This window comes from Acinetobacter sp. CWB-B33, from assembly GCF_039655955.1.
GTDB classification, from domain to species: Bacteria; Pseudomonadota; Gammaproteobacteria; order Pseudomonadales; family Moraxellaceae; genus Acinetobacter; species Acinetobacter bouvetii.
Map to the genome: position 1 here is coordinate 113,152 of NZ_JAGFEU010000004.1, position 23,881 is coordinate 137,032.

Sequence of the window (23,881 nt, forward strand, 5' to 3'; positions counted from 1 at the left end):
CTTACGCGCTAACTCAACTGCGGGTTCCGCTCTTGCTCTTATTCAAGTCAATTTTTTATCTGAGATTCGGCGAAATTAAAATTCGAATTGACGGCTTCATTAAAAATTGAATTTGTATAAATCCTGCAAATAGTTGCCTGAGTGTAATGTTATTACTTATTCAGCTCTTGTTAATCTTAAAGTTAATTATCTGCGAATAAAGTTGACAATAATGAGCCATGATCATGACCATTCACATGCGGCCGTTGCCGAAGGAAATGCCAAAAAGTTAACTTTTGCACTTATTTTGACTTCTATTTTTTTAATCATAGAAGTGATTGCCGGTTTTATGACACAAAGCTTGGCGCTGCTGTCGGATGCGGCGCACATGTTTACCGATGCCGCCGCGCTGGCGATTGCACTGGCGGCCATTAAGATCGGAAAGCTGCCTGCGGATAATAAGCGCACTTTCGGCTATCAGCGTTTTGAAATTTTAGCGGCGCTGTTTAATGCATCGATGCTGTTTATGGTTGCTATTTACATCTTATTTGAAGCTTATCAGCGTTTCAGCCACCCGCCTGAAATTCAAAGCATGGGCATGATGATTGTCGCGGTTATCGGGCTGGCCATTAATTTAATATCCATGCGGATTTTGTTTTCCAGCTCGAAAGACAGCCTGAATGTGAAAGGGGCGTATTTGGAGGTGCTGAGCGATGCTTTGGGTTCAATTGGCGTCATTATTGGCGCGGCAGTAATTTATTTCACCGGCTGGATGTGGGTGGATAGCGTTATTGCGGTGCTCATCGGTTTTTGGGTGCTGCCGCGGACATGGATTTTACTGAAGCAAAGTGTCAATATTTTGCTGGAAGGTGTGCCGGAAGAAATTGATATTGAACAGCTCCGCAAGGATTTATTGAGCTTAAAAGGGGTGGAGAGCATTCATCAGCTGAAAGTCTGGGCCATTACCTCTAAAAATGTGCATTTGACGGTGCATCTGCTGGCGCCGTGTGCCGACCGCAATGCATTATACCGTGACGCTTTGGAGCTGTTGAGCCATGAACACGGCATTACAGAAATAACGCTGCAGATTGAAGATGATGTCTGTGCGGCGCATGGGCATCAGCGTGACGAGCCAGCTGCAATGCATGATGAACAGCAGCATGCAGAGCCGCATCAGCATTAAGCGGTAATGCGGCTTTTGGGGGAAGCTGTGATCAGCTTTCCCATTCGTGATTGCATTCGCGGCATTTCCATTTCTTTTGCGACTGCATGAATGCCTGCATGGAAATTTTAAAATCAGGCAAATCGCGGTAAAATAAGAAACCGGCAATCGCGCAGATAATAAATACAGCAACGGTCGCTGCCTGTAAAATGGTGCCGGCGCCATCGCCAAAAAGCCACATGGCAATGCTGATAATGACCAGAAGCAGCAATACAAAAATAGCCGGAATTAAAAAAACTAAGCTTTTAGGCACCACAGGACGCGCTGCTGGCTCGCCTGCTTGTGCAACAGGCATGATTTTAGGGCTCTGACATTTTGGGCAGCGGTATTGCATTGCAACTCCATAATTTTAATGTATCGTCTATTTTAATCAGAATGGCGAAGAATGCAAAAACACTTGATTAAAACACTTTGGCTGGCTGGGCATTGTTAAACAGCAGGCAATAAAAAACCCAAGTCGTAATGCTTGGGTTTTTTATTAAGATGTCGCCATCTTGAATATGGCGTCCCTACGGGGATTCGAACCCCGGTTACCGCCGTGAAAGGGCGATGTCCTAGGCCTCTAGACGATAGGGACAAGTGAGGCGTACACAGGTAAAACGGTTGTTTGGTGGAGTCAAGGAGGATCGAACTCCTGACCTCTACAATGCCATTGTAGCGCTCTACCAACTGAGCTATGACCCCAGTCTGTGTGAGCGCTATATTATGGATATAACACTCACGCGTCAACTAAAAAATCAATTAAGATTCATCAACTGCATCATTTTTCGGCAATTTTAAGCTTTCATTGAGTTTTTCCCATGCTTTTGCTTCTTTTTTGCTCGGTCCGCCGACAATTTCGAGGGCATGGCGCAGGCGGGCGAAGGTCAAGTCAGGGCCAATGGTGACCATAGACTGCATAACCGGCGTTGAAGATGTTGAACCGGCAATAGCAATAAAGAACGTTGGCATAAAGTCACGGAGTTTAATCTCCATTTGAGTTGCTAAGTCCATTAAAGTTTGGCTGACGGTGTCATTATTCCACGTAAACAGGCTTTCAAGGCGCCAAATCGCAAACTGCAGGCTTTGACGGACTTGCTCTTCTGAAAGTTTTTTACTTTCAAACTGTTCTTTGCTTAATGTTGGGAATTGGTTGAAGTAAAAACCTGCCCAGTTGACCGCTTCAGACAATAAATTGATACGTGGCTGAATCGCAGCAGCGATTTCTTCCAGCGTTTGGCGGTCAGATTTCCAAGTCAGCAGGGTATTCAGCAATTCGGCAGGGGTTAAGCCTTTAATCCATTGGCCATTCAGCCAGTTGAGTTTTTCAACATCAAAAATTGGACCGCCGAGTGATACGCGCTTGATGTCAAAATGTTCAATCATTTCCGCCAAAGTGAATTTTTCACTTTCATCCGGCATAGACCAGCCCATACGGCCTAAATAGTTCAGCAAGGCTTCTGGCAGTACGCCAATGTCTTTGTAGTAGTTGATTGAAGTTGGGTTTTTGCGCTTAGACAGCTTAGATTTGTCTGGGTTGCGAAGCAGCGGCATGTGGCAGAGCACAGGCATGTCCCAGCCGAAGTATTTGTACAGCAGCTGATGTTTTGGCGCAGAGGGAATCCATTCTTCACCGCGGATCACATGCGTAATTTCCATTAAATGGTCATCGACCACGTTTGCCAAATGATAAGTTGGCAAGCCGTCGGTTTTCAGCAGAATCTGCATATCCACTTGCGCCCATGGAATTTCCACTTCGCCGCGCAATAAGTCATCAAATTGACAAATGCCTTCAGTCGGAACTTTCATGCGGATCACATGCGCTTCACCCGCAGCCAGGCGGCGTGCAACTTCTTCTTGAGAAAGCAGTAAGCCGCGGCCGTCATAACGCGGTGTTTCGCCGCGCGCCTGCTGTTCGGTGCGCATTTGGTCCAATTCTTCTGCAGTTGCAAAACAGTAGAAGGCATGACCCTTTTCAACCAATTCCAATGCATATTGCTTATAAATCCCCATGCGTTCAGATTGACGGTAGGGTGCATGCGGGCCGCCGATATCTGGACCTTCAGACCAGTTTAAGCCTAACCAGCGCAATGAATCCAAAATCATTTTTTCAGATTCTGGCGTTGAGCGCAGCTGGTCGGTATCTTCAATGCGAAGAATAAACTCACCGCCGTGCTGTTTCGCAAAACACAGGTTGAATAAGGCGATATAAGCTGTACCTACGTGCGGAAAACCGGTAGGAGAAGGTGCAATACGGGTGCGGACTGTCATAACTGGATATTATTCAGAATGTAAATTAGGGCTATTATAGCGAAAAAGCCTAATCACTTAATGTTAAATTCAACATTCCGTGATTAGGCTGATATTCAGGCTTCAAATTGGGGGGAAGCCGTCAATTCCTCAAGAGTTGTTTTGCAGGAACAGCGACTGTACAAAGCGGGTAAAGCTTTGGTTTTGAGAAGCAAAGAAATTTTGTGTCGGCGCTGATTTAAGCGCAGTTAAAACTTTTAAATTGTCATCGGACTGCTGTTTGCCTTCCGCTTTCTGCTGATTCAGCGCTTTTTCAATAGGCGATTTTTTTTCAGCCGGAATGGGCGCTTTGCTGTTTGCCGTTTTGCTGATGGCAGCGGCATGTCCAGCCTGAACGGCCAATGTCAGTCCTAGGCTTAGGCATAAAGCGTGAATTAAAGGTGATCTCATTTTAAACTTCCCCCATGAGCTGATCTAGGAACCATTGTAATTGGCTTTTCTTAATATTAGTACCGCAGTACTGCGATTTAACCATCTTTAGCACTGAAAAGCAGAGTAGAGTCGCTTTTTTACAAAAAGACAAATAATCTTCGCTGTAAAGATACCAAATTGGTGAGGTTTATCCTTGCCTGTCCGTATTTGTAACAAACAACTATGGAGATAACGTGGAGAAAAAGCCTGACCGCGGCTGATTTAGCAAAAAAAGCGCAAATAATAGCAGTATTTTGGATATATTTTAAACAGAAGTAAAAGTGATTTAATAATATAAATAGCTGATTGTTCGTATTATTTTTTATTTATATAGTGCATTTAATCAAATAAATGAGCAAATGGCATGAAAAAAATAATCGCGGCGGGAATTTTGGCTTTTTTAGCAGGCGCGGGCGCGCAAGTGTATGCGGCCAAAGATTTTTTGAACGTGTCTTATGATCCGACCCGTGAATTTTACCAAGAATATAATCAGGAATTTGGCGCCTACTGGAAAAAGCGCACCGGTCAAGAGGTGAATTTCAAGCAGTCGCATGGCGGTTCCGGCAAGCAGGCGCGCGCTGTAGCGACAGGCCTGCAGGCAGACGTCGTAACCTTGGCCTTGGCCAATGATATTGATGAAATTGTAAATACGGGGCAGATTGATAAAAACTGGCAAAAAGAATTCCCCAATAACTCTGCGCCATATACCTCAACCATTGTATTTCTGGTGCGCAAAGGCAATCCCAAACAGATTAAAGATTGGAATGACCTGACCAGGCAGGGTGTTGAAATCATCACGCCGAATCCGAAAACGGGCGGGGCGCCGCGCTGGATTTACTTATCCGCATGGGGCTACGCGCTGAAACAGCTGGGCGGCAATGATGCCAAGGCCAAAGAGCTGGTGCGAAAGCTCTATGGCAATGTCAAAGTATTGGATTCAGGCGCGCGCGGCTCGCTGACGACTTTTGCTGAACGCGGCATTGGCGATGTGCTGCTGTCTTGGGAAAATGAAGCGCTGCTGGCGACTCAAGGCTTAGGCAAGGATAAGTTTGATGTGGTTTATCCCTCTGTTTCAATTTTGGCGGAACCGTCTGTCGCGATTGTGGATAAAACAGTCGATAAAAATGGCAACCGCAATTTGGCCAAAGGCTATTTAAATTATCTTTACTCCCCTCGTGGGCAGGAGCTGGCAGCGAAGCATTATTTCCGCCCGCGCGACAGCAAAGCGGCAGCGAAATATGCAGCCCAATTCCCGAAAGTAAAGACGTTTACCATTGATAAAGTCTTTGGCGGCTGGGCCAAAGCGCAGCAAACCCATTTTGTGAGTGGCGCGGTTTTTGATCAAATTTACAGTGAGAAGAATTAAGGCATTCACACTTAAAATAAAAGTTAAAAAATGGATAGCCTTGGTTATCCATTTTTTTTATATCTAAAGAATAAAATGGTATATATGATGAATAAGTAATGTGTTTTGATTTTTTATCATCTAAAACAAAGAATTAAATAACCGCGCCGCCTCTGTATTTGAGAGTTCAGCGTCTGAATGCATTGAAGTTAATGATTTTATTTCATATATTTAGCACTATTAACGATATTTTTTGTACGGCTATGAAAATTCAATTAAAAGCTTTATTCAGCGCAGCCTTGCTGTCTGCTGGTCTTGCACTCAGCGCGGGCTCAGCACAGGCAGCTGACCGCGAATTTCTGAATGTATCCTATGATGCGACCCGTGAATTTTATGACGAATTCAATAAATCGTTTGGCGCATATTGGAAAGAGCGCACAGGCAACACTGTAAATTTCAAGCAGTCGCATGGCGGTTCAGGCAAGCAGGCGCGGTCAGTGGTGGATGGTTTAAAAGGCGATGTAGTGACATTGGCTTTAGCCAATGACATCGAAGAAATTGTGAAATCGGGTCAGATTCAGCCCGGCTGGCAAAAAGAATTCCCTCATAATTCCGCGCCTTATACCTCAACCATTGTCTTTATGGTGCGCAAAGGCAACCCGAAACACATTAAGGATTGGTCTGATTTGACGAAACCGGGTACACAGATTATTACGCCAAATCCGAAAACAGGCGGCCTGCCGCGCTGGGTATACCTGTCTGCGTGGGGCTATGCGCTGAAGCAGCCGGGCGGCAATGATGCCAAAGCCAAAGACTTCGTCGGTAAAATGTACCGCAATGTCAAAGTCATGGATTCTGCAGCCCGCGCATCGATGACGACTTTTGCTGAACGCGGCATTGGCGATGTATTGCTGACTTGGGAAAATGAAGCTTTAGTGACCCAGAAAACACTGGGCAAAGGCAAGTTTGATATTGTTTATCCTTCAATTTCAATCTTAACTGAACCTTCGGTCGCGATTGTTGATAAAACCGTGGAAAAAAATGGCAATAAATGGCTGGCCAAAGGCTATATCAACTATTTGTATTCACCTTTAGGCCAAGACATGGCGGCGCGTCATTTCTACCGTCCGCGCAATGCTGAAGTTTTAGCGAAATATAAAGCGCAATTCCCGCCTTTGAAGACCTTTACCATTGATGAAGTCTTTGGCGGCTGGGCCAAAGCGCAGCAAACCCATTTTGTGAATGGCGCGGTCTTTGATCAGATTTACAGCTCAAAACGCTGATGTAAAGCGTTGGATCTGCACGCTGTAATATGTGCAAGGTGACGTTTTAGTTTCAAAGCCAATCCGCGGATTGGCTTTTTTGCGTCCGGTTTTTTAATTTCAATCATTTTAAAATGTTTTGAATCGACCAATATTTATGGCTTATGCGGCAGTTTGCGCAGTTTCAGGAATCTTCTGACCATATGCCAAGTTCATAGCCGTCCACGTCTTTAAACTGAAAGCGGCGCCCGCCCGGAAAATGGAAGATCTCCTGCGTGATTGTTCCGCCAGCCCTTTGAACCGCCTGCAGACTTTCCTGCAGATTGGCGCTGTAAAGGATCACCAGCGCGCCGCCGTGCGGCTGCACATCATCCGACTGGCTGAATCCGCCTTTGAGCTGCCCTGAATCAAACTCGCAGTATGCGCTGCCAAAATCGGTGAAGGTCCATCCGAGCTGTGCATAAAAGGCTTTGCTGGATGGAATGCTGGCGACATTGAATTCGATGTAGTTGATCGGATTGCCGCTGTTTGCTGCGTGCGGAGACTCTTGCATATGGGGACTTTCCAAATGTTAAGCTTCAATTTTTTAAATTAGCACGGAAAAGGGATGGATGCCAAAACACGGATCAAAGGCCTGAAAGCGGATGCGTAAAGCGCTTGAAATTAAAAAGGCTTTGCTTCATTTGCAAGCCGAATGCGCTTTACAGCCGCCGCTGATGCCTAAGAACTGTTAACGGATAAAAAGGGTCATGATTTTAATCAGTTGCGCTGCTTAAGCTGCAGCAGGAATTGGAATGGCGCATTTATTCGGCAGGATCTCAGCTGAAAAACGGTTTTCCCCATGGAAAGTAATATTTTCCTACAAAAAGACGTTTGGAGCTTTAATAAAACAAGGTAATAATGTGCAGTTACTTTTTTACGTGCTGAAACCATCTATATGTCGCATATTTCTGTATTACTTCATGAAACTGTTGATGCTTTGCTTGCAGGGCGGAGTACAGGAATTTATATAGACGGTACTTTTGGACGCGGCGGCCATACCCGTTTATTATTGTCGAAATTAGATGAAAATTCACATGTTTATGCCTTCGATAAAGACCCGCAAGCGCTAGAAACAGCGGCGGTTCTGGCGGCGGAAGATCCGCGCTTTACCATCATTCATGCCAGCTTTGCAGATCTGCAGCAGGAAATGGCGGCGCGCGGCATTGAAACAGTTGATGGCGTCATGGCGGATTTAGGCGTGTCATCGCCGCAGCTGGATCAGGCGGAGCGCGGCTTCAGCTTTATGAAAGACGGCCCGCTGGATATGCGCATGGACAATTCACAAGGGCCGACAGCAGCGCAGTGGCTGGTGGATATTGCCGAAGAAGATCTGGCTAATATCATTTTCAAATACGGTGAAGAGCGCTACAGCCGCCGCATTGCCAAAGCCATTAAAAATGCAGGCTATATTGAAACCACAGGGCAGCTGGCGGAAATTGTTAAAGTGGCGCATCCGAAGTGGGAAAAAAATAAACACGCGGCAACCCGCACATTTCAGGCGATCCGTATTGCCATTAATAAAGAATTAGATGATATTGAAGCTTTCCTGCCTCAAGCAGTAAATATATTAAAACCTGAAGCGATTTTGGCGGTCATCAGTTTCCACTCATTGGAAGACCGCCTGATTAAGCAGTTTATTCAAAAAGAATCGACCTTGGCCGAAGATACGGGCTGGGGCATGCCTCAGGAACGGGAAGATACCCGCCGTTTGAAAAAAATTGCCCGCGTCCGCGCCAGTGATGAGGAAGTTAAAGCGAATCCGCGTTCACGCAGCGCCTGGCTTCGTGTGGCAGAGCGTTTAGCTTAATAAGGCGAATAATGAAAACTGAAGCAATAGAAAAAATAGCGGATAATTTAAAGCTGAAAAAAGCGGTTGCCTATGCCATTTTACTGGCTTTGGTCTTTTTGAGCGCTGTATTTGTGGTGTTTCAAGTTTTTGAATACCGTCAGGATTACCGTAAGCTCAGCACGTATATGCGTGAGCGGGATGATTTAAATGCAGAATGGGGCCGGCTGCTGATTGAACAGCAGACTTTCGGCGCGACCGCGCAAATTGGCACGCGGGCTGTGACACAGCTGCGGATGTATTCTCCGCCAGTGGCGCAAACCGTTGTGATCTCTTTACCGCAGACTTCAGACGAGAAAAAATAAGGCTAGCTGTACCATGGTGGATAAGAAAATTAAGCAAACTGTACGGAAAAAGCAGCAGTCTGTGACAGGCCGCAATGTCATTAGTGTTGAAATGTGGCGGTTTTACCTGATGTGGGGTGTGGTGCTGCTGTGCTTTATTGCCTTGGTTGGGCGCGCTTTTTATGTGCAGGTGATTAATAAAGACTTTTTGCAAAACAAAGCCAATGCCAATATTTTAAGAACTGAAAAAGTCAAAGCCATGCGCGGCGTAATTTATGACCGTCACGGTGTGCCTTTGGCCATCAGCACGCCGGTGATGAAAGTGGTTATGGATCCGCGTGACTATTTTGACAATAAAAAGCTGTATGAAGACACGATGGCGCAGCTGGAAAAAGAACCGAATAACCGCAAGCTGAAGCGCCAGTTGCCGGATAAAAACCTGAATTTGGATGAGCTGGCGGATGCCGTCGGCATAGACCGCAACGACTTGCGCAAAAAGCTCAATGAACGCCCGCGTTCGCGCTATTTGGTGCTGCAAAAAGAAATTCCGCCGCAGCAGGCCGAGCTGATTATGAAGCGGGATTTCCAGGGCGTGTATATGGAGAAAAACTATAAGCGCTATTATCCGCAGCCGCAGCCGAATTCGCAGATTATTGGCTTGACCAACAGTGAAGGTGCTGGAATCGAAGGCTTGGAAATGCAGCTGAATGAGCGCTTGGCAGGCATTGACGGCGAACAGCAGATTGTCCGCGACAAAAAAGGCAACCGTGTGAAAGACCCGGAAGTGGTGAAAGGGGTTGAGCCGGGGGAAAATATTACCCTCAGCATTGATTCACGCCTGCAGTATATTATGTACCGTGAATTAACCGCAGCCGGTGTGGCCAATAATGCCCGTTCAGCAACCGCGATTGCGGTCGATGTCAAAACCGGTGAAATTTTAGCGATGACCAGCTGGCCGTCTTACAACCCGAATGATAAAAGCAGTTTAGGCAACAAAGACGCCATGCGTAACCGCGGCGCAGTGGACTCTTTTGAGCCGGGATCAACCATGAAGCCGATAACGGTTTCTATGGCGCTGGAAAGCGGAAAATACATGCCGAATACTGTGGTGAATACTTCGCCTGGCTCAATGCGGGTAGGCAACCATACCATCCGCGATACCCATAACTATGGCGCATTAACGCTGGGCGGCATCATTCAAAAATCCTCTAACGTCGGTGTGGCAAAAATTGCGCTGTCATTGCCGTATTCGACTTTGCCAACCTTCTATCAGCGTTTAGGTTTTGGCCAGCGTTCCGCAGTTAAGTTTCCAGGTGAAAGCGCAGGCTTGATTCTGCCGAAAAGCAAATGGAATGTCTCAGAAGTGGCGACCATGGCTTATGGCTATGGCTTAAATGCGACAGTCCTGCAAATTGCGGATGCTTATGCCATGATTGCCAACAAAGGCGTTAAAATGCCGCTGAGCCTGTATAAGCTGGAAGATCAGCCTCAAGGTGAGCAGATGATTAGCCCTGTCATTGCGGATCAAGTGCTGGCGATGATGGAATCTGCCACCATGCCGGGCGGTACGGCAACCCGCGCGAACGTGTCCGGTTACCGTGTTGGCGGTAAAACAGGCACAGCGCATAAATTGCGCCCAGACCGTAAAGGCTACTCGACCACAGAATACCGCGCGCTGTTTGCCGGCGTTGCGCCAGTGAGCGATCCGCGCATTGCGATGGTGGTTGTGGTTGAAAACCCGAAAGGCAGCTATTTTGGCGGTACGGTTTCTGCGCCTGTTTTTGCGCGGGTCATGCAGGAATCTTTACGCTTAATGAACGTGCCTTTAGATAAACCTTTAGATACTCCCCAATCCAGTAAATAGGTGATGAATGTCCATTACATTTCAAGATCTCTACACCGTCAATGAACCCGCTGCATGGATGAAAGAATCCTTCAGCGGATTCAATCTGGATAGCCGGAACGTTACAGCAGGGCAAATTTTTATTGCCCTGACTTCATTTTCCCAGCCGGAAAAAACCGTGCAGTTTGCGCAGGCCGCTTTAGATCAAGGCGCGCTGGGTGTGATTTCGGAAACCGATTTAGGCCTGGAAAAAAGCTGCGCTATTGCGCATGTGCGCCATTTGATGGGGCAATGGCAGAAACAGTATTTGCAGTCGGCAGAACCGGTACAGCCTGCGCGGATTATTGCCGTGACAGGCACCAACGGCAAAACCACGATTTCCCGCTTAATTGCGGAATTGCTGATGCTGCAGGGGCAAAAATGCGCGGTGATGGGGACGACAGGCAACGGCATATTGCCAAACTTGGAAGCTTCATCGCATACCACATTAGATGCGCTGCAAATGCAGAATGCTTTACACCGCTATGCTCAGCAAGGTGCTGGATTTGCTTCTATTGAAGCCAGTTCGCATGGTTTGGAGCAGGGCCGCTTAAATGGCTGTGATATTGAAATTGCGGCGTACAGCAACTTAAGCCGTGATCATTTGGATTATCACAAGACGCTGGAAGCATATGCAGAGGCGAAGTCCGGCTTATTTAAATTTGAATCGCTCAAAGCAGCGATTATTAATATTGATGATGCGCATGCTGATGTCATGCTGCAGGCAGCTCAGCATAATCCTGCACAGCCGAAAATTCTGACCTATTCGACTGCGCGGCCTGCGGATTACCGGGTTGAAGCTATTCAATACAGCCTGAATGGCGCTCAGTTTAAGCTATTGACTGCACAGGGTGAGTTTGATGTTCATAGCCCGCTGCTGGGGCATTTCAATGTCGAAAATCTTGTGGCAAGCCTGATCGCTGCTGAACAGGCCGGTTATGCGCTGCAGGATTTAATTCAGTCTGCGCCGCAGCTGCAAGGCGCGCCGGGGCGCATGCAGGTGATCCGTGATGCGGAGCGCCTATTTATTGTGGACTATGCGCATACGCCGGATGCATTGATTCAAGTGCTGCAGACGCTAAAGCGCCATGTCACCAATGACCTGTGGGCTGTTTTCGGCTGCGGCGGCGACCGTGACCGCGGCAAGCGCCCGTTGATGACACAGGCTGCATTGGATCATGCCGATATTGCATTAATCACTTCGGATAACCCGCGTACCGAGAATCCTGAACAGATTTTTGCCGATATGAAAGCCGGCATTGATTTTGGCCAGAAGCAAGTGCATGAAATCCGTGACCGCCGTGAAGCCATTAAATTTGCCGTGGCCAATGCCAAGAATGGCGATATTGTGGTCATAGCAGGCAAAGGTCATGAAAATTATCAGGAAATTGATGGCGTCCGCCATTGGTTTGATGACGTGGTTGAGGTGCAATCTGCAATTGACTCACGGCATCACACCGCAGATTCAGCATATCCAGCGCAATAGGAAATAAGATGCATACCTCAACAACAAGTACCGTGCCTTTAGAGCCTTGGACAGCGGAACAATTGGCAGAGGCCGCTCAAGGTCAATGGCATCAAGGCAGAGCGCCGCAAGGTGACATCAAGCGCATCCTGACAGACTCGCGCCATGCAGAACAAGGCGATGCCTTTTTGGCGCTGAAAGGCGAGCGTTTTGACGCGCATGATTTTATTGCGCAAGTGGCGGGCAATGGCTGCGCAGTGGCTATTGTCAGCCATCCTGTAGATGCTGAGATTTGCCAGCTGGTGGTTGAGGATACCCGTTTGGCTCTTGGCCGGCTGGGCGCTTACCGCCGCGCGCGCAATCCGCAGCTGAAGGTGATTGCATTGACAGGCAGCAGCGGCAAGACCACCACGAAGGAAATGCTGGGCAGCATTTTGTCCCGCTTAGCGCCGACACTGATCACCCGCGGCAACCTGAACAATGATTTAGGCGTGCCGATGATGCTGCTGGAGCTGCGTCCAGAGCATCAGTATGCGGTGATGGAGCTGGGCGCCAGCCATCAGGGCGAAATTGATTATACCTCTAATCTGGTTCAGCCTCAGGCCGCAGGGATTATCAATATCGGCACAGCGCATATGGGGGAATTTGGCGGCCGGGACGGCATTTGCCGCGCCAAATCTGAAATTTATAGCCATATTGCCAAAACCGGCACATCGATTGTGCCGGCAGCGGATGATTTCAGTGATGAGATCCGCAGCGCTGTACAGACAGAAAAAGTCATGAGTTTTGGCGCAGGCGGTGATGTCTTTGCCACAGAGATCGAGCTGCACCCTCAATCCTCAAGTTTTACTTTAAATACGCCTGCAGGCGCGCGCCATGTGGATTTGCCATTTGCTGGAGAGCATAATGTGCAAAATGCCTCGGCGGCTGCGGCTTTTGCCTTGTCTATAGGCATCGGCTTGGATGATATTGCTGCCGGCCTGGAAAACGCCACAGGGGCGAAGGGTCGCCTGAATTTTATTCAGCATAAAAATCATTTGTTTATTGATGATACTTACAATGCCAATCCAACTTCTATGCGCGCCGCCGCGGAGGTCTTAGCGCAGCAGGATGGCATTAAAGTGATGGTGATGGGAGATATTGGCGAACTGGGAAGCAGCGCCGCGCAGCAGCATTACATGCTGGGGCGTGACCTGGTCTCTGTCAAAGGTGTAAACTTTGTGATTGCTGTCGGTGAATTTTCACCTGCGGTGCAGGAAGGCGCACGCAGCACCCAGTACGGTAAAAAATTGCAGGCGTTTTTAACGCAAGCGCAGGCGCTGCCTCTTTTATTAAGTCTCGTTGAAACACATCAGCCTCAGTCCATGAGTTTCCTGTTTAAAGGTTCCCGCTATACCCACATGGAAACATTGATGGCTGACTTGATGGAGAAACTCTAAATGTTGTTATGGTTATTTGAACATCTTGCGGGCTATCACAGCTCGTTTCAGGTTGTTCGTTATTTGACATTGCGTTCACTGCTGAGCGTACTGACTGCGCTGACGATTGGATTGGCTTTAGGGCCATTCATGATCCGCAAGCTGCAGGCTTTGAAATACGGCCAAGCAGTGAGCTCATTTGCGCCTGAAAACCATGCAAAGAAAATGGGCACGCCAACCATGGGCGGCATTCTGGTGCTGCTCTCCATCGGCATCTCAACTTTGCTGTGGGCGGATTTATCTAATCCATATGTCTGGATTGTACTGGCCGTGATGGTGATCTTTGGCGCAGTCGGCTGGGCTGATGACTGGATTAAAGTCCGCTATAAAGATAATGCCGGCCTACCGGCGAAGAAAAAGTTCTTTTGGACTTCTGTGGGTTCTTTAGGGGCGGGTATTGCGCTGTATGTGATTGCCACACATCAGGCGAATCCTGTGCATACGGCAGATATGCTGGATGTGCTGATTCCATTCTTTAAAGAAATCAGCATTCCGCTGTCTGCGATTCCACTGGGCATCGGCTTTATTCTTTTCACCTATTTAGTGATTAACGGCGCATCCAATGCGGTCAACCTGACCGATGGCTTGGATGGCCTGGCGATCATGCCGATTGTGCTGGTGGCTGCAGGCTTAGGCGTATTTGCTTATTTAGGCGGAGATGCGCGCTTTGCAAATTATCTGCATATCCCTTATGTGAAGTATGCCTCTGAATTGGTGGTGATCTGCGCAGCCATGATCGGCGCAGGCTTGGCCTTCCTTTGGTATAATGCGCATCCCGCTCAAGTCTTCATGGGTGATGTCGGCGCATTGTCTTTAGGCGCAATGCTGGGCACCATCGCAGTGATGGTGCGTCAGGAAATCGTATTCGCCATTATGGGCGGTGTATTTGTGGTTGAGGCAATTTCAGTCTTTCTGCAAATCGGCTCGCTGCGCATGCGCAACAAGCGGGTATTTTTGATGGCGCCGCTGCATCACCATTATGAGAAAAAAGGCTGGCGTGAAACCCAAGTCGTGATCCGTTTTTGGATTATTACAATTATGCTGGTAGTTTTGGGTCTAATGACTTTAAAATTGCGTTAAGCGAATTGAATCTGAAAAGCCGGCATTTGCCGGCTTTTTTTATGCCTGAATGGCTTTGGAGAAAATGATGAATCTGCTGATGTGTCCAGTTTGCCATAAGCAATTAAAGCTGACAGACAAGACATGGCGCTGTGACAACAATCACAGTTATGATGTGGCAAAGCAGGGCTATGTCAATTTACATGTGGTACAGCATAAGCACAGTAAAAATCCAGGAGATACGCCTGAATCTGTACAGGCGCGCCGTGCATTTTTAAGCGCAGGCCATTATGCGCCGCTGCAGCAGGCCGCCGTTGAAAAAATCAAGGCATTGCGCATTGAAAATTTATTGGATATCGGCTGCGGCGAAGGCTATTACACCAATGCGATGCACAGCGAAGTGATGCAGTGTGTAGGGGTGGATATTGCTAAAAATGCAGTACAGGCCGCCGCCAAATTGAATAAAAATATCACCTGGGTGGTGGGGACGGGGGCAACGCTGCCGGTGCTGGAGCATTCTGTTGATTTGTGCACCAGTTTGTTCAGCCCGATTCCCAAAGATGAAATCTTGCGGGTGCTGAAGCCTCAGGGCTATTTGATGGTGGTCACCCCTGGGCCGCAGCATTTGTATGTGCTGCGTGAGGCGCTGTTTGAAGAGGTGCAGGCGCATGATCCGCATAAATTTGCGCATCAGCTGGAAGATGCTTTTGAGCTGATGGAAGAGCTGATCATTGATGCCCCAATGGTCTTGCCGCAGCAGGACCTTAAAAATCTGATTGCCATGACGCCATATGCCTATAAGGCGAAGCCTGAACGCAGAATTGTTCTGGAAGCTCAAGCGGAAATTGAATTAACAGCACAATTTCAAATATTTATTTTCCAGAAAAAATAAGGCTGCATTGAAATGTAAAAAGCCCTCATATGAGGGCTTTTTACATTTCAATGATTTATTCAACCTGTTCGATGAGTTCTCCCAGTGCGTCTGAATGCGCTCTAGGCGCAGACGGAGCAGGGCGGTTTTGCATTGCAGGCGGTGCGCTATTATTCGGCACTAACATTTCTTCACCGGGCAAATCTGCAAAATCATTCTGTGCCGGGCCGCGGGCGGCAGGTGCGGGCGCCGGGCGATAGATTGGCTGCGCTAATGGCGGTGCCGCGCGGTCACGCGCCTGATCAGCAGCAGGGTCATTGCTGGCTGCTTGATTGCGGTTGATTGGCGCTTTGGCATTTTTATCTAAGCGCACCCAAGACTCAGGCGTATCTTTCAATGCATTTGCCATAAAGTTTGTCCAAACAGGCAATGCGGCGACACCGCCATACTCACGGCGTCCGAGCGTGGCGGGCTGGTCAAAGCCAACCCATGCAATCGCGACTAATTTGCTGTTAAAGCCTGCGAACCAGGCATCTTTAGCATCATTGGTGGTTCCTGTTTTGCCGCCAATGTCATTCCTGCCAATTTTCAGCGCAGCGCGTCCAGTACCGTGCTGAATGACATCCCGCAAGATGTTGGCCATATCAAAAGCTGAGCTGGATTTGAGAATCCGTGTCGCCTGGCGGTAGTCTGCAGTATTAATTTCATTTTCAGGCTGCATTTGGGCAGCGCCAGCGACTTGGAAGGCTTCATCATCAGGCGTAACCGGTTCATTCGCATCCAGAGGCTGATCTTTTTCATTGATGCATTGAATGCAAGCATATTCAGGGTTGGATTGGTAAATGACCTTGCCGTATGCATCTTCAATCCGGTCAATAAAATGCGGCTGAATGCGGTAACCGCCATTGGCGAAAGTCGCATAGCCTGTCGCCATCTGCACAGGCAAGACCTGCGGTGTGCCGAGGGCAATCGTGTAGTTGCGCGGAATTTGGTTTTCCTGCAGGCCGAAATCCATAAATAACTGGCGCGTGCGTTCAATGCCCACTATTTGCAGCAGGCGCACAGATACGGTATTGCGCGACAAGTACAGCGCGCGGCGCAAAGGAATCATGCCTAAATAGCGGCCATCCGAGTTTTTCGGCGTCCATTTGCCAATGGTGATTGGGCTGTCATTGACCATGCTGTAGGGCGTCATGCCGCGTTCTAAAGCCAAGGCGTAGACGAACGGCTTGATGGTTGAACCGGGCTGGCGCCAGCCCTGCAGGGCGCGGTTGAATTTAGACTGATAGAAGTTGTAGCCGCCAGCAATGGCTTCAATCGCGCCATTATTGGGATTCAGCGCGATCAGCTGGCCTTGCGCTTTGGGAATCTGCACTAAGGACCAGGAGGTTTTGTCCTGATTGGGGCGCAAACGGATAATATCTTTTACTTTCACAATTTGCGAAGCATTGCTTGGCGCATTGCCTACGCTGTTGGCATTGCGGTAGGGACGCGCCCATGACATGCCCGACCACGGTACGGTTACCGTAGAGCCATCCTGCATTAAAGCGTCAAAAGTCGATGATCCGACTTTTATCACTTCTGCGGGAAAGGTATTGGCATAAGCCATAAACTCCGACAGCGGTTTGTCATGCGCTTCCGCGCCGCGCCAGCCGTGGCGGCGGTCATAATCTTCCAAACCGTTTTGCACCGCTTCTTCAGCATAGGCCTGGCGCTTGCTGTTGATAGTCGTATACACCTTATAGCCTGAATCAGTTGCCTGTTCACCCAGCGTCTGCACGAGTTCGGAGCGGACCATTTCGCCGACATACGGGAAGCGGTTGCTGACGCCCCGTTCAGGCATATCCAGACTGATGGGTTCAGCAATGGCTTTTTGGTATTCGGGCTGATTGATATAGCCGAGCTGAAGCATGCGGCCTAAAATCCAGTTGCGGCGTTCAAGGGCGCGTTTGGGATTGGCGACAGGATTGTACTTTGACGGCGCTTTTGGCAGGCCGGAAATCATCGCCATCTGCGCAGTAGTGAGCTCGTCTAAGTTTTTGTTGTAATAGATCTTAGCGGCAGCTGCAATGCCATAGGCATTTTTGCCTAAAAAGATTTTATTGACATACAGCGTTAAAATTTCTTCTTTACTGAGGTTTTCTTCAATTTTCCGCGCTAAAAAAATTTCAGTCAGTTTGCGCTTTAGGGTGCGTTCAGGGCTTAAATAGTAGTTTTTGGCAACCTGCATGGTAATGGTAGACCCGCCGGTCTGTACATCAGAGCCGGTGACGCTTTCACTGACCGCGCGGCCAATGCCTTTAAAGCTGATGCCGCTGTGCTCAAAAAATGACGAATCTTCGGCTGCTAAAAAGGCATGGATAAAAGTGGGCGGAATTTGATTGTATTCCACCGGCACGGACAGTTTGCCCCCATACTCGGCAATCAGCTCATTATCTGCACTATACACTTGCAAAGGCTTTAGTAACGGCGCCTTTTTTAAGATAGACATTTCAGGTAAAGATGGGGCAATATAGAGATACATGCCATAGAAACCCATCGGAATTGAGACCAATACAATAATTAGGATCAAAAAAAATGGATGAACAAGGCCTGAACAAGATAGCTTTTTCATAACAAGTAAGTTTTAATAAGAGCTAATGGCAAACTAATTAGCGGTCAGTATATCCTTAAGCCGTGCAGATTGTTATATGAGATATTGTATCTGCATAAAATTATAGACCAAATCTAATTAGTGAGTTAATTTTTTGGGGATAAAAAAATAATAGGAATTATATTGTGCTCAGGTTATATCGTAAGCCAAATAAGGGGTTGATGGGAGTCGATATTAGTTCGACTTCTGTTAAGGTTTTGGAACTTTCTGTAAAAAGTGGACGGTATTGGGTAGAAAGCTATGCTTTGGTACCTTTGTCGGAAGGAAGCGTTGTTGAAAAAAACATCTTAAATCCAGAAGCTGTGGGCGATTCACTAGAGCGTGCGATTAATTTAGCCAATACTCAAACAGTGAATGCCGCATTGGCCATACCAACTTCAATGGTGATTACAAAAATCATTGAGATGGATGCTGATATGACGAGTGATGAGCGTGAAGTTCAAATTCGTATGGATGCGGAGCAGTATATTCCTTTCCCTTTGGATGAAGCGAGCCTTGACTTTGAAGTTCTTCCAGACCGCTTATCCAACCCAAACCGTGTCAATGTTCTGCTGGTAGCCACTCGAATTGAAAATATTGAAGCGCGTTCTGAAGTGCTGGAGCTGGCAGGCTTGTCGCCTAAAATCGCCGATGTAGAAAGCTTTGCTTTGGAAAATGCATTTAAAGTATTTGCTGATACATTGCCAATGGGGGTGAAAACTGTCGGGATCTTGGATATTGGGCACAGCATGACGACTTTGTCTGTGATGCAGAATAATAAAGTCATTTATACCCGTGAACAGGTTTTTGGTGGCAAGCAGTTAACTCAAGAAATTCAAAACCGCTATGGCCTATCTTTTGAAGAAGCAGGGCGCGCAAAAAAAACCCGCGCATTGCCGGATGATTATGATATTGAAGTGCTGGAGCCGTTTTTAGAAGCGGTTGTGCAGCAGGCAGCGCGCTCATTGCAGTTTTTCTTTTCATCTTCACAGTTTAATGAAATTGACCATATTTTGCTGGCTGGCGGGAATGCCAACATTCCGGGATTAGCAAAATTGCTGCAGCAGAAGCTGGGTTACCGGGTCACGATTGCCAATCCATTTTTGCAAATGGGTTTTTCACCTCAAATTGATATTAAAAAAATTGAAAATGACGCTTCATCGCTCTTGGTGGCATGTGGTTTAGCATTGAGGAGTTTTGATTGATGGCAAAAATTAACCTGCTTCCTTGGCGCGATGCGCTCAGAGAGAAACGAAAAAAAGAATTTATTGCGATTTGCATTGGGGCATTTTTTATTGGGGTTTTAGGGGTTGGTTCAACTTGGCTGTATTTTGATAACCGATTGCAGGATCAGGAACAAGCGAATCAGCTCATTGTCAGCACCAATCAAAATTTGGATATTCAGCTGAAGTCGCTGGAAGGCTTGCAGGAACAGCGAAACGCGATTGTTGAACGGATGAAGCTGATTCAAGGCCTGCAAGGCCAGCGGCCAATTGCAGTTCATCTGGTTGATGAACTGGTGCGTGTTACCCCAAGCAATTTGTATATTACAAAGTTCAGCCGTTTAGGGGATAAATTCACATTGGAAGGCAAGGCGGAAAGTCCAAATACAGTTGCGGAACTGCTCCGTAATCTTGAGGCTTCCTCATGGTACCGCAACGCATTCATGAGTTCTTTTTTAGCAACAGAAGATAAGAAAAATCAGGCGGCTAGCTCTATTGTGCCCCGTATCGAAGATAGCTATGGAACATTTACCGTAACTGCTGATTTGGACGCTATTGCACAGCCTGAATTGTCTGGAGCTGATTCTGCTGCTGCGGCACAATCAGGCACTGCTGCTTCTACACCGGAGGCCGCCAAATGAGCCGTGAAGAATTTGAAGAATTAAGTCAAGAAGCTGTACTTGCACCAAAGAAAAAAATGACTTTGGATAAATTTTTACAGCAATTCAATACACTGGATACCAATAACTATGGAAGCTGGCCATTATCGGTAAAAATTACCTGCTGGATTTTTATTATTGTGTTTGTACTGGTTGCAGGTTATTTTTTGGCGATTAAAGGCAAGATGGATGACATCTCTAATGCGAATGCGCACGAGCAAAACTTGCTGAATGAATTTAGGGAAAAGGACTCTAAACTCCGCAATTTGCAGCAGTATCAAATGCAGCTGCAGGAGATGGAAGCACGCTTTAATCAGCAATTGGAGCAATTGCCCAAAGAAACTGAAATTCCTGGTTTGGTTGAAGATATCAACTTAACTGGCGTGAATTCTGGATTGAAGTTTAAAAACATCCGTCTTGAACCTGAAGTGAAGCAAGAGTTTTTTATTGAGCAGCCGATCGCAATAGATGCCACGGGAGATTACCATTCATTTGGCGCATTTGTCAGCGGGATTTCAGGATTGTCTCGAATTGTCACCTTGCATGATTTTGAGATTACGGCAACGGAAAATAAAGAAAAAAGAACGGATATTCCAAAGGTTGATTACAGTTTAAAGGCGAAGACGTATCGCTATATTGGTACCAGTGATGAAGCCGGTGATGCTAAAGAAAGTCAAACGGCACCAGCAGGGGGAGCAAACTAATGAAAATTCAAAAAATTTCTATGTTTGTGATGCTTGGTGCAGTGCTTTCAGGTTGTGAGTCGCGTATCGATGTGGTCAGTCAGGAGATGGCGAATATCCGCAATCAGCAGCCGATCGCAATCGAACCAGCACCCGATTTCGTGCCTGTTGAAAGCTTTAATTATGCAGCGCAGCAATTAAGAAGCCCTTTCATGCCAGGTTCATTGGCGTCTGAATTGAAAATAAATGCAGGAAAGCGGGTTTATCCGAATTTAAACCGCCAGCTGCAGCCGCTAGAAAGCTACCCGATTGAAAATTTAAATTTAAAAGGAAGCTTGCGGAATCAATCAGGGCAAATTATGGCATTAATCCAGACGCCTGATGGTCAAATTGAACGAGTGCAGGTGGGTAGTTATATGGGGCTTAATCATGGCCGTATTATAAAAATCACACCAACTCAGATTGATGTAATGGAGATTATTCCAGATGGGCGAGAAGGTTTTGTTGAGCGTCCTAGAAGTCTTATTTTAATTGGACCGGCACCTTAAGTTTAAAGGAATAAAAATGAAAAATAGTGTTAGAGATTTTATTTTTGGGGATGGCAATACAATGAATCAAGTGTTTCGTCAGTTTTCAATGGGTGCAGTTGCAATAGCTGTCATGCAGGCTGCCAGCGCTCAAGTCAGTATGACGAATATCGTGCCAATGCAGCTGCCTGGTCAAGGTACTGAAATTCGTGTGATGTTCAATGGTTTGCCTCCGCAGCCTCAGGCCTATCAGCTTGAACAGCCTTCACGCCTGATTTTAGATTTTGATAAAGCGGATCAGAAGCTAAAGCAAAATTCAATTCCAGTTGCGACAAGTGAGGCGAGTTCTGTAGATATTTCTTCAGATTCTCAGCGCTCTCGCTTAACTGTGAATTTAACAGATGCTGGTGCATTTACGACACGTGTTGAGGGCAACACTTTTATTCTGAAAATCAATTCAGTATCGAATGAACCCTTACAGTCGTCGGTGAAAAGCCAGACGCAAGGCATTTCCAATATTGGCTTTAATCGCGGGTCAAATGGGGAAGGTCAAGTGGTGGTTGATCTTTTAGGAGGTAATACTCCAATTGATGTACAGCAGCAGGGCAGTAAAATTATTATTCGTACGTTAGGGAATAAAGTGCCTGTACATTTAACCCGCCGCTTGAATGTGAATGATTTTGCTACGCCTGTTTCGACAGTGGATGCGCATAATGATGGCGGAAATGGTGTTATTACCATTCAGTCTGCTGGTAATTTTGAATATATGGCTTATCAGACAGATAATAAGCTAACAGTAAGCTTGAAACGTCCTGAAGATAAGAATCCACTTCGTCCTAGAACGGCTAATAGCTATACTGGGAAGAAAATTTCTTTAGATTTCCAAGATATTGAGGTTCGACGCGTACTTCAGCTGCTGGCAGATTTCACTGGAATCAATATGGTTGCTTCTGATTCGGTGCAAGGGAATATAACCTTGCGTATGAAGGATGTGCCTTGGGATCAAGCTTTAGATATTGTGTTAAAAACAAAAAACCTGGATAAGCGCCGCAATGGCAATGTGATTTGGATTGCACCTGTATCAGAATTAATTAAATCTGAAGATGATGAGGCAAAAGCGATTGCGCAAAGTATTAAATTGGCGCCGATTCAAACGGAATATATACAATTAAGCTATGCGAAATCATCTGATATCTTAAAATTATTGGAAGATTCTAGAGATAGTAAAGGCGCAGTGGCAAATGGCACTGCAGGTTCTAGCTCATTGGCGCTTGAAAGTCTGCTAAGTTCCCGAGGAAGCGTAGTTTCAGATAACAGGACAAATACACTTATTGTCAATGATACAGCACACAATATTGATAAAGTCAGAAAAATGATTGATTTGCTGGATGTGGCAGTTAAGCAAGTGATGATTGAGGCGCGTATTGTAACTGCACAAACAGATTTTTCTCGTTCGCTCGGCATTAATTGGGGCTTGCAGCGCAATAATCCGAGCTTATCTGCGGGCGCTAACGGCTCTAATGTTTGGGGTGGGGAGTATTCTCCTAAATTTGATTTAGGAGTGGATTTGGGTACAGCAACTGCTGGAACATTTAACTTTGGCTTATTGAAAATTTCGGATTTCATGCTGGATCTTCAGTTGACGGCATTGCAATCTGATGGTCATGGTGAAGTATTGTCTGCACCTAAAGTGCTTACTGGCGATAAGCAGAAAGCATCTATTTTGCGCGGAGATCAAATTCCATATCAGTCGTGGAGTGCTGAAGGTGGCACCGTGACAAGTTTCGTTGATGCAAATCTCAAGCTGGAAGTCACGCCAAGCATTACACCAGATGGTAAGGTGCAGATGGCATTGAGAGTGAATAAGGATACCGTTGGGGATTTAACAGCGGCAGGCTATTTAATTAATACCAATAAACTTGAGACTAATGTTTTAGTGGGCGATGGTGAAACTGTCGTGCTGGGCGGTATCTTTGATGATATTAAACAAAATAAATATCAAAAAGTTCCATTCTTAGGGGATTTGCCAATCGTTGGAAATTTATTTAAGAACAATGTGAAGGCGAATAGCCAAACTGAGTTGCTAATTTTTGTAACACCTCGAATTGTTAATGACAGTGCGGTTGGAAATCATTAATATATTTTGAATTTAGCAAAATAAATAGGTGACTCCTTGCCAAGCAAAGAGTTTGACTCCCTGCCAAATATTTATTTGGTAGGGCCAATGGGGGCAGGAAAAACAACAGTCGGGCGGCATTTGGCCGAATTGTTAGGGCGTGAATTTCTTGACAGCGATCATGAAATTGAACGTAAAACAGGTGCAACCATTCCGTGGATCTTCGAAAAAGAAGGTGAGCAGGGATTTCGCAGCCGTGAAACTGTTGTAATTGATGAGTTGACTGCGCGGCGCCAGCTGGTATTAGCGACTGGCGGCGGTGCTGTGACTCAAGCCCCCAACCGAGAGTTTTTAAAAAAACGCGGTATTGTGGTTTATCTTTACACGCCGGTGGAGATCCAGCTGCAGCGGACTTACCGGGATAAAAACCGCCCTCTTCTTCAAGTCGAAAATCCAGAAAAAAAATTGAAAGACTTGCTTGAAATCCGAGATCCTCTTTATCGGGAAGTTGCAGATCATATTATTGAAACGAATCAAGGCGCTGCCCGTGATTTAGCGCAAAAAATCTTAAATTTAATTCTTTCTCGAAATGCCGTAAATTAAATA

Annotated in this window: 21 protein-coding genes and 2 tRNA genes; 16 read left to right on the forward strand and 7 right to left on the reverse strand. The window is 46.6% G+C overall.

Annotation, left to right across the window (positions count from 1 at the left end; all coding sequences use genetic code 11):
* Nucleotides 1–211: 211 nt before the first annotated feature.
* Nucleotides 212–1,162 carry a cation diffusion facilitator family transporter gene (locus JZ784_RS12655; protein WP_346315105.1) on the forward strand — a complete coding sequence of 317 codons (951 nt, stop codon included), beginning with the start codon at nucleotides 212–214 and terminating at the stop codon, nucleotides 1,160–1,162.
* A gap of 31 nt (nucleotides 1,163–1,193) precedes the next feature.
* Here JZ784_RS12655 and JZ784_RS12660 read toward each other — a convergent pair whose 3' ends face one another.
* From JZ784_RS12660 to JZ784_RS12680, 5 genes are all read right to left on the reverse strand, one after another.
* Nucleotides 1,194–1,535 (reverse strand): hypothetical protein, encoded by a 342-nt coding sequence (locus JZ784_RS12660; RefSeq protein ID WP_005013235.1) that lies wholly within the window; start codon nucleotides 1,533–1,535, stop codon nucleotides 1,194–1,196.
* Nucleotides 1,536–1,702: 167 nt separating this feature from the next.
* Nucleotides 1,703–1,778, reverse strand: a tRNA-Glu gene (locus tag JZ784_RS12665).
* A gap of 31 nt (nucleotides 1,779–1,809) precedes the next feature.
* Nucleotides 1,810–1,885, reverse strand: a tRNA-Ala gene (locus JZ784_RS12670).
* 57 nt (nucleotides 1,886–1,942) lie between these two features.
* A complete protein-coding gene (gene gltX, locus JZ784_RS12675) occupies nucleotides 1,943–3,451 on the reverse strand; it encodes a glutamate--tRNA ligase (protein ID WP_346315106.1) in 1,509 nt (502 codons plus the stop codon).
* A gap of 129 nt (nucleotides 3,452–3,580) precedes the next feature.
* Nucleotides 3,581–3,880: a hypothetical protein gene (locus JZ784_RS12680; protein WP_005013233.1), complete on the reverse strand. Its 300-nt coding sequence runs from the start codon at nucleotides 3,878–3,880 to the stop codon at nucleotides 3,581–3,583.
* Nucleotides 3,881–4,265: 385 nt separating this feature from the next.
* On the opposite strand from JZ784_RS12680, the gene JZ784_RS12685 reads away from it, so the two are divergent.
* Together JZ784_RS12685 and JZ784_RS12690 are read left to right on the forward strand one after the other, a co-directional pair.
* Nucleotides 4,266–5,267: a sulfate ABC transporter substrate-binding protein gene (locus tag JZ784_RS12685; protein WP_346315107.1), complete on the forward strand. Its 1,002-nt coding sequence runs from the start codon at nucleotides 4,266–4,268 to the stop codon at nucleotides 5,265–5,267.
* A gap of 242 nt (nucleotides 5,268–5,509) precedes the next feature.
* Nucleotides 5,510–6,529: a sulfate ABC transporter substrate-binding protein gene (locus tag JZ784_RS12690; RefSeq protein WP_346315108.1), complete on the forward strand. Its 1,020-nt coding sequence runs from the start codon at nucleotides 5,510–5,512 to the stop codon at nucleotides 6,527–6,529.
* 163 nt (nucleotides 6,530–6,692) lie between these two features.
* Here the strand turns inward: JZ784_RS12690 and JZ784_RS12695 are convergent, their stop codons facing one another.
* Nucleotides 6,693–7,061 carry a VOC family protein gene (locus JZ784_RS12695; protein ID WP_346315109.1) on the reverse strand — a complete coding sequence of 123 codons (369 nt, stop codon included), beginning with the start codon at nucleotides 7,059–7,061 and terminating at the stop codon, nucleotides 6,693–6,695.
* A gap of 384 nt (nucleotides 7,062–7,445) precedes the next feature.
* Between JZ784_RS12695 and rsmH the strand changes: the two genes are divergently transcribed.
* The 7 genes from rsmH to JZ784_RS12730 all read left to right on the forward strand — a co-directional run bounded on the left by rsmH (nucleotide 7,446) and on the right by JZ784_RS12730 (nucleotide 15,456).
* Complete coding sequence (gene rsmH, locus JZ784_RS12700; protein WP_346315110.1) at nucleotides 7,446–8,357, forward strand: 16S rRNA (cytosine(1402)-N(4))-methyltransferase RsmH; 912 nt, start codon at nucleotides 7,446–7,448, stop codon at nucleotides 8,355–8,357.
* A gap of 11 nt (nucleotides 8,358–8,368) precedes the next feature.
* Nucleotides 8,369–8,701 carry a cell division protein FtsL gene (ftsL, locus tag JZ784_RS12705; RefSeq protein ID WP_005013222.1) on the forward strand — a complete coding sequence of 111 codons (333 nt, stop codon included), beginning with the start codon at nucleotides 8,369–8,371 and terminating at the stop codon, nucleotides 8,699–8,701.
* Between the two features lie 13 nt (nucleotides 8,702–8,714).
* The gene (gene ftsI, locus JZ784_RS12710; protein WP_346315111.1) at nucleotides 8,715–10,544 is read left to right on the forward strand and encodes a penicillin-binding protein PBP3; all 1,830 of its coding nucleotides are present in this window, start codon (nucleotides 8,715–8,717) and stop codon (nucleotides 10,542–10,544) included.
* A 7-nt stretch (nucleotides 10,545–10,551) separates the two neighbouring features.
* Nucleotides 10,552–12,048 (forward strand): UDP-N-acetylmuramoyl-L-alanyl-D-glutamate--2,6-diaminopimelate ligase, encoded by a 1,497-nt coding sequence (locus JZ784_RS12715; protein ID WP_346315112.1) that lies wholly within the window; start codon nucleotides 10,552–10,554, stop codon nucleotides 12,046–12,048.
* An 8-nt stretch (nucleotides 12,049–12,056) separates the two neighbouring features.
* On the forward strand, nucleotides 12,057–13,466 hold the full coding sequence (murF, locus tag JZ784_RS12720) for a UDP-N-acetylmuramoyl-tripeptide--D-alanyl-D-alanine ligase (RefSeq protein WP_346315113.1): 1,410 nt from the start codon (nucleotides 12,057–12,059) through the stop codon (nucleotides 13,464–13,466).
* Entirely contained in the window at nucleotides 13,467–14,585 is a 1,119-nt protein-coding gene (gene mraY / locus JZ784_RS12725) for a phospho-N-acetylmuramoyl-pentapeptide-transferase (protein ID WP_346315114.1), read from the forward strand.
* A gap of 67 nt (nucleotides 14,586–14,652) precedes the next feature.
* Entirely contained in the window at nucleotides 14,653–15,456 is an 804-nt protein-coding gene (locus JZ784_RS12730) for a putative RNA methyltransferase (RefSeq protein WP_346315115.1), read from the forward strand.
* 55 nt (nucleotides 15,457–15,511) lie between these two features.
* Here the strand turns inward: JZ784_RS12730 and ponA are convergent, their stop codons facing one another.
* Nucleotides 15,512–18,049 (reverse strand): penicillin-binding protein PBP1a, encoded by a 2,538-nt coding sequence (ponA, locus tag JZ784_RS12735; RefSeq protein ID WP_346315116.1) that lies wholly within the window; start codon nucleotides 18,047–18,049, stop codon nucleotides 15,512–15,514.
* 164 nt (nucleotides 18,050–18,213) lie between these two features.
* Here ponA and JZ784_RS12740 point away from each other — a divergent pair, with 164 nt between their 5' ends.
* From JZ784_RS12740 to aroK, 6 genes are read left to right on the forward strand one after another with little or no spacing between them, the layout of a single operon-like run.
* Nucleotides 18,214–19,272 carry a pilus assembly protein PilM gene (locus JZ784_RS12740; RefSeq protein WP_346315117.1) on the forward strand — a complete coding sequence of 353 codons (1,059 nt, stop codon included), beginning with the start codon at nucleotides 18,214–18,216 and terminating at the stop codon, nucleotides 19,270–19,272.
* The gene (locus JZ784_RS12745) at nucleotides 19,272–19,931 is read left to right on the forward strand and encodes a PilN domain-containing protein (protein WP_346315118.1); all 660 of its coding nucleotides are present in this window, start codon (nucleotides 19,272–19,274) and stop codon (nucleotides 19,929–19,931) included. The genes JZ784_RS12740 and JZ784_RS12745 overlap by 1 nt, the downstream gene beginning before the upstream one ends.
* Nucleotides 19,928–20,653, forward strand: coding sequence for a type 4a pilus biogenesis protein PilO (pilO, locus tag JZ784_RS12750; protein WP_346315119.1), 726 nt, complete (start codon nucleotides 19,928–19,930; stop codon nucleotides 20,651–20,653). The genes JZ784_RS12745 and pilO overlap by 4 nt, the downstream gene beginning before the upstream one ends.
* On the forward strand, nucleotides 20,653–21,180 hold the full coding sequence (locus JZ784_RS12755; RefSeq protein WP_346315120.1) for a pilus assembly protein PilP: 528 nt from the start codon (nucleotides 20,653–20,655) through the stop codon (nucleotides 21,178–21,180). Before pilO ends, JZ784_RS12755 begins: the two co-directional genes overlap by 1 nt.
* Nucleotides 21,181–21,196: 16 nt before the next feature.
* Nucleotides 21,197–23,296 (forward strand): type IV pilus secretin PilQ, encoded by a 2,100-nt coding sequence (gene pilQ / locus JZ784_RS12760; protein WP_346315121.1) that lies wholly within the window; start codon nucleotides 21,197–21,199, stop codon nucleotides 23,294–23,296.
* 36 nt (nucleotides 23,297–23,332) lie between these two features.
* The gene (aroK, locus tag JZ784_RS12765) at nucleotides 23,333–23,878 is read left to right on the forward strand and encodes a shikimate kinase AroK (RefSeq protein WP_005013198.1); all 546 of its coding nucleotides are present in this window, start codon (nucleotides 23,333–23,335) and stop codon (nucleotides 23,876–23,878) included.
* Nucleotides 23,879–23,881 lie beyond the last annotated feature (3 nt).

Coding starts and splice junctions, on each gene's coding strand:
- gltX (WP_346315106.1), bottom strand. CDS start 3,451: ATGACAGTCCGCACCCGTATTGCACCTTCTCCTACCGGTTTTCCGCAC.
- ftsI (WP_346315111.1), top strand. CDS start 8,715: ATGGTGGATAAGAAAATTAAGCAAACTGTACGGAAAAAGCAGCAGTCT.
- rsmH (WP_346315110.1), top strand. CDS start 7,446: ATGTCGCATATTTCTGTATTACTTCATGAAACTGTTGATGCTTTGCTT.
- murF (WP_346315113.1), top strand. CDS start 12,057: ATGCATACCTCAACAACAAGTACCGTGCCTTTAGAGCCTTGGACAGCG.
- pilQ (WP_346315121.1), top strand. CDS start 21,197: ATGAAAAATAGTGTTAGAGATTTTATTTTTGGGGATGGCAATACAATG.
- JZ784_RS12755 (WP_346315120.1), top strand. CDS start 20,653: ATGAAAATTCAAAAAATTTCTATGTTTGTGATGCTTGGTGCAGTGCTT.
- JZ784_RS12685 (WP_346315107.1), top strand. CDS start 4,266: ATGAAAAAAATAATCGCGGCGGGAATTTTGGCTTTTTTAGCAGGCGCG.
- JZ784_RS12655 (WP_346315105.1), top strand. CDS start 212: ATGAGCCATGATCATGACCATTCACATGCGGCCGTTGCCGAAGGAAAT.
- JZ784_RS12695 (WP_346315109.1), bottom strand. CDS start 7,061: ATGCAAGAGTCTCCGCACGCAGCAAACAGCGGCAATCCGATCAACTAC.
- JZ784_RS12660 (WP_005013235.1), bottom strand. CDS start 1,535: ATGCAATACCGCTGCCCAAAATGTCAGAGCCCTAAAATCATGCCTGTT.
- pilO (WP_346315119.1), top strand. CDS start 19,928: ATGAGCCGTGAAGAATTTGAAGAATTAAGTCAAGAAGCTGTACTTGCA.
- mraY (WP_346315114.1), top strand. CDS start 13,467: ATGTTGTTATGGTTATTTGAACATCTTGCGGGCTATCACAGCTCGTTT.
- ponA (WP_346315116.1), bottom strand. CDS start 18,049: ATGAAAAAGCTATCTTGTTCAGGCCTTGTTCATCCATTTTTTTTGATC.
- JZ784_RS12680 (WP_005013233.1), bottom strand. CDS start 3,880: ATGAGATCACCTTTAATTCACGCTTTATGCCTAAGCCTAGGACTGACA.
- JZ784_RS12715 (WP_346315112.1), top strand. CDS start 10,552: ATGTCCATTACATTTCAAGATCTCTACACCGTCAATGAACCCGCTGCA.
- JZ784_RS12690 (WP_346315108.1), top strand. CDS start 5,510: ATGAAAATTCAATTAAAAGCTTTATTCAGCGCAGCCTTGCTGTCTGCT.
- JZ784_RS12745 (WP_346315118.1), top strand. CDS start 19,272: ATGGCAAAAATTAACCTGCTTCCTTGGCGCGATGCGCTCAGAGAGAAA.
- JZ784_RS12730 (WP_346315115.1), top strand. CDS start 14,653: ATGAATCTGCTGATGTGTCCAGTTTGCCATAAGCAATTAAAGCTGACA.
- ftsL (WP_005013222.1), top strand. CDS start 8,369: ATGAAAACTGAAGCAATAGAAAAAATAGCGGATAATTTAAAGCTGAAA.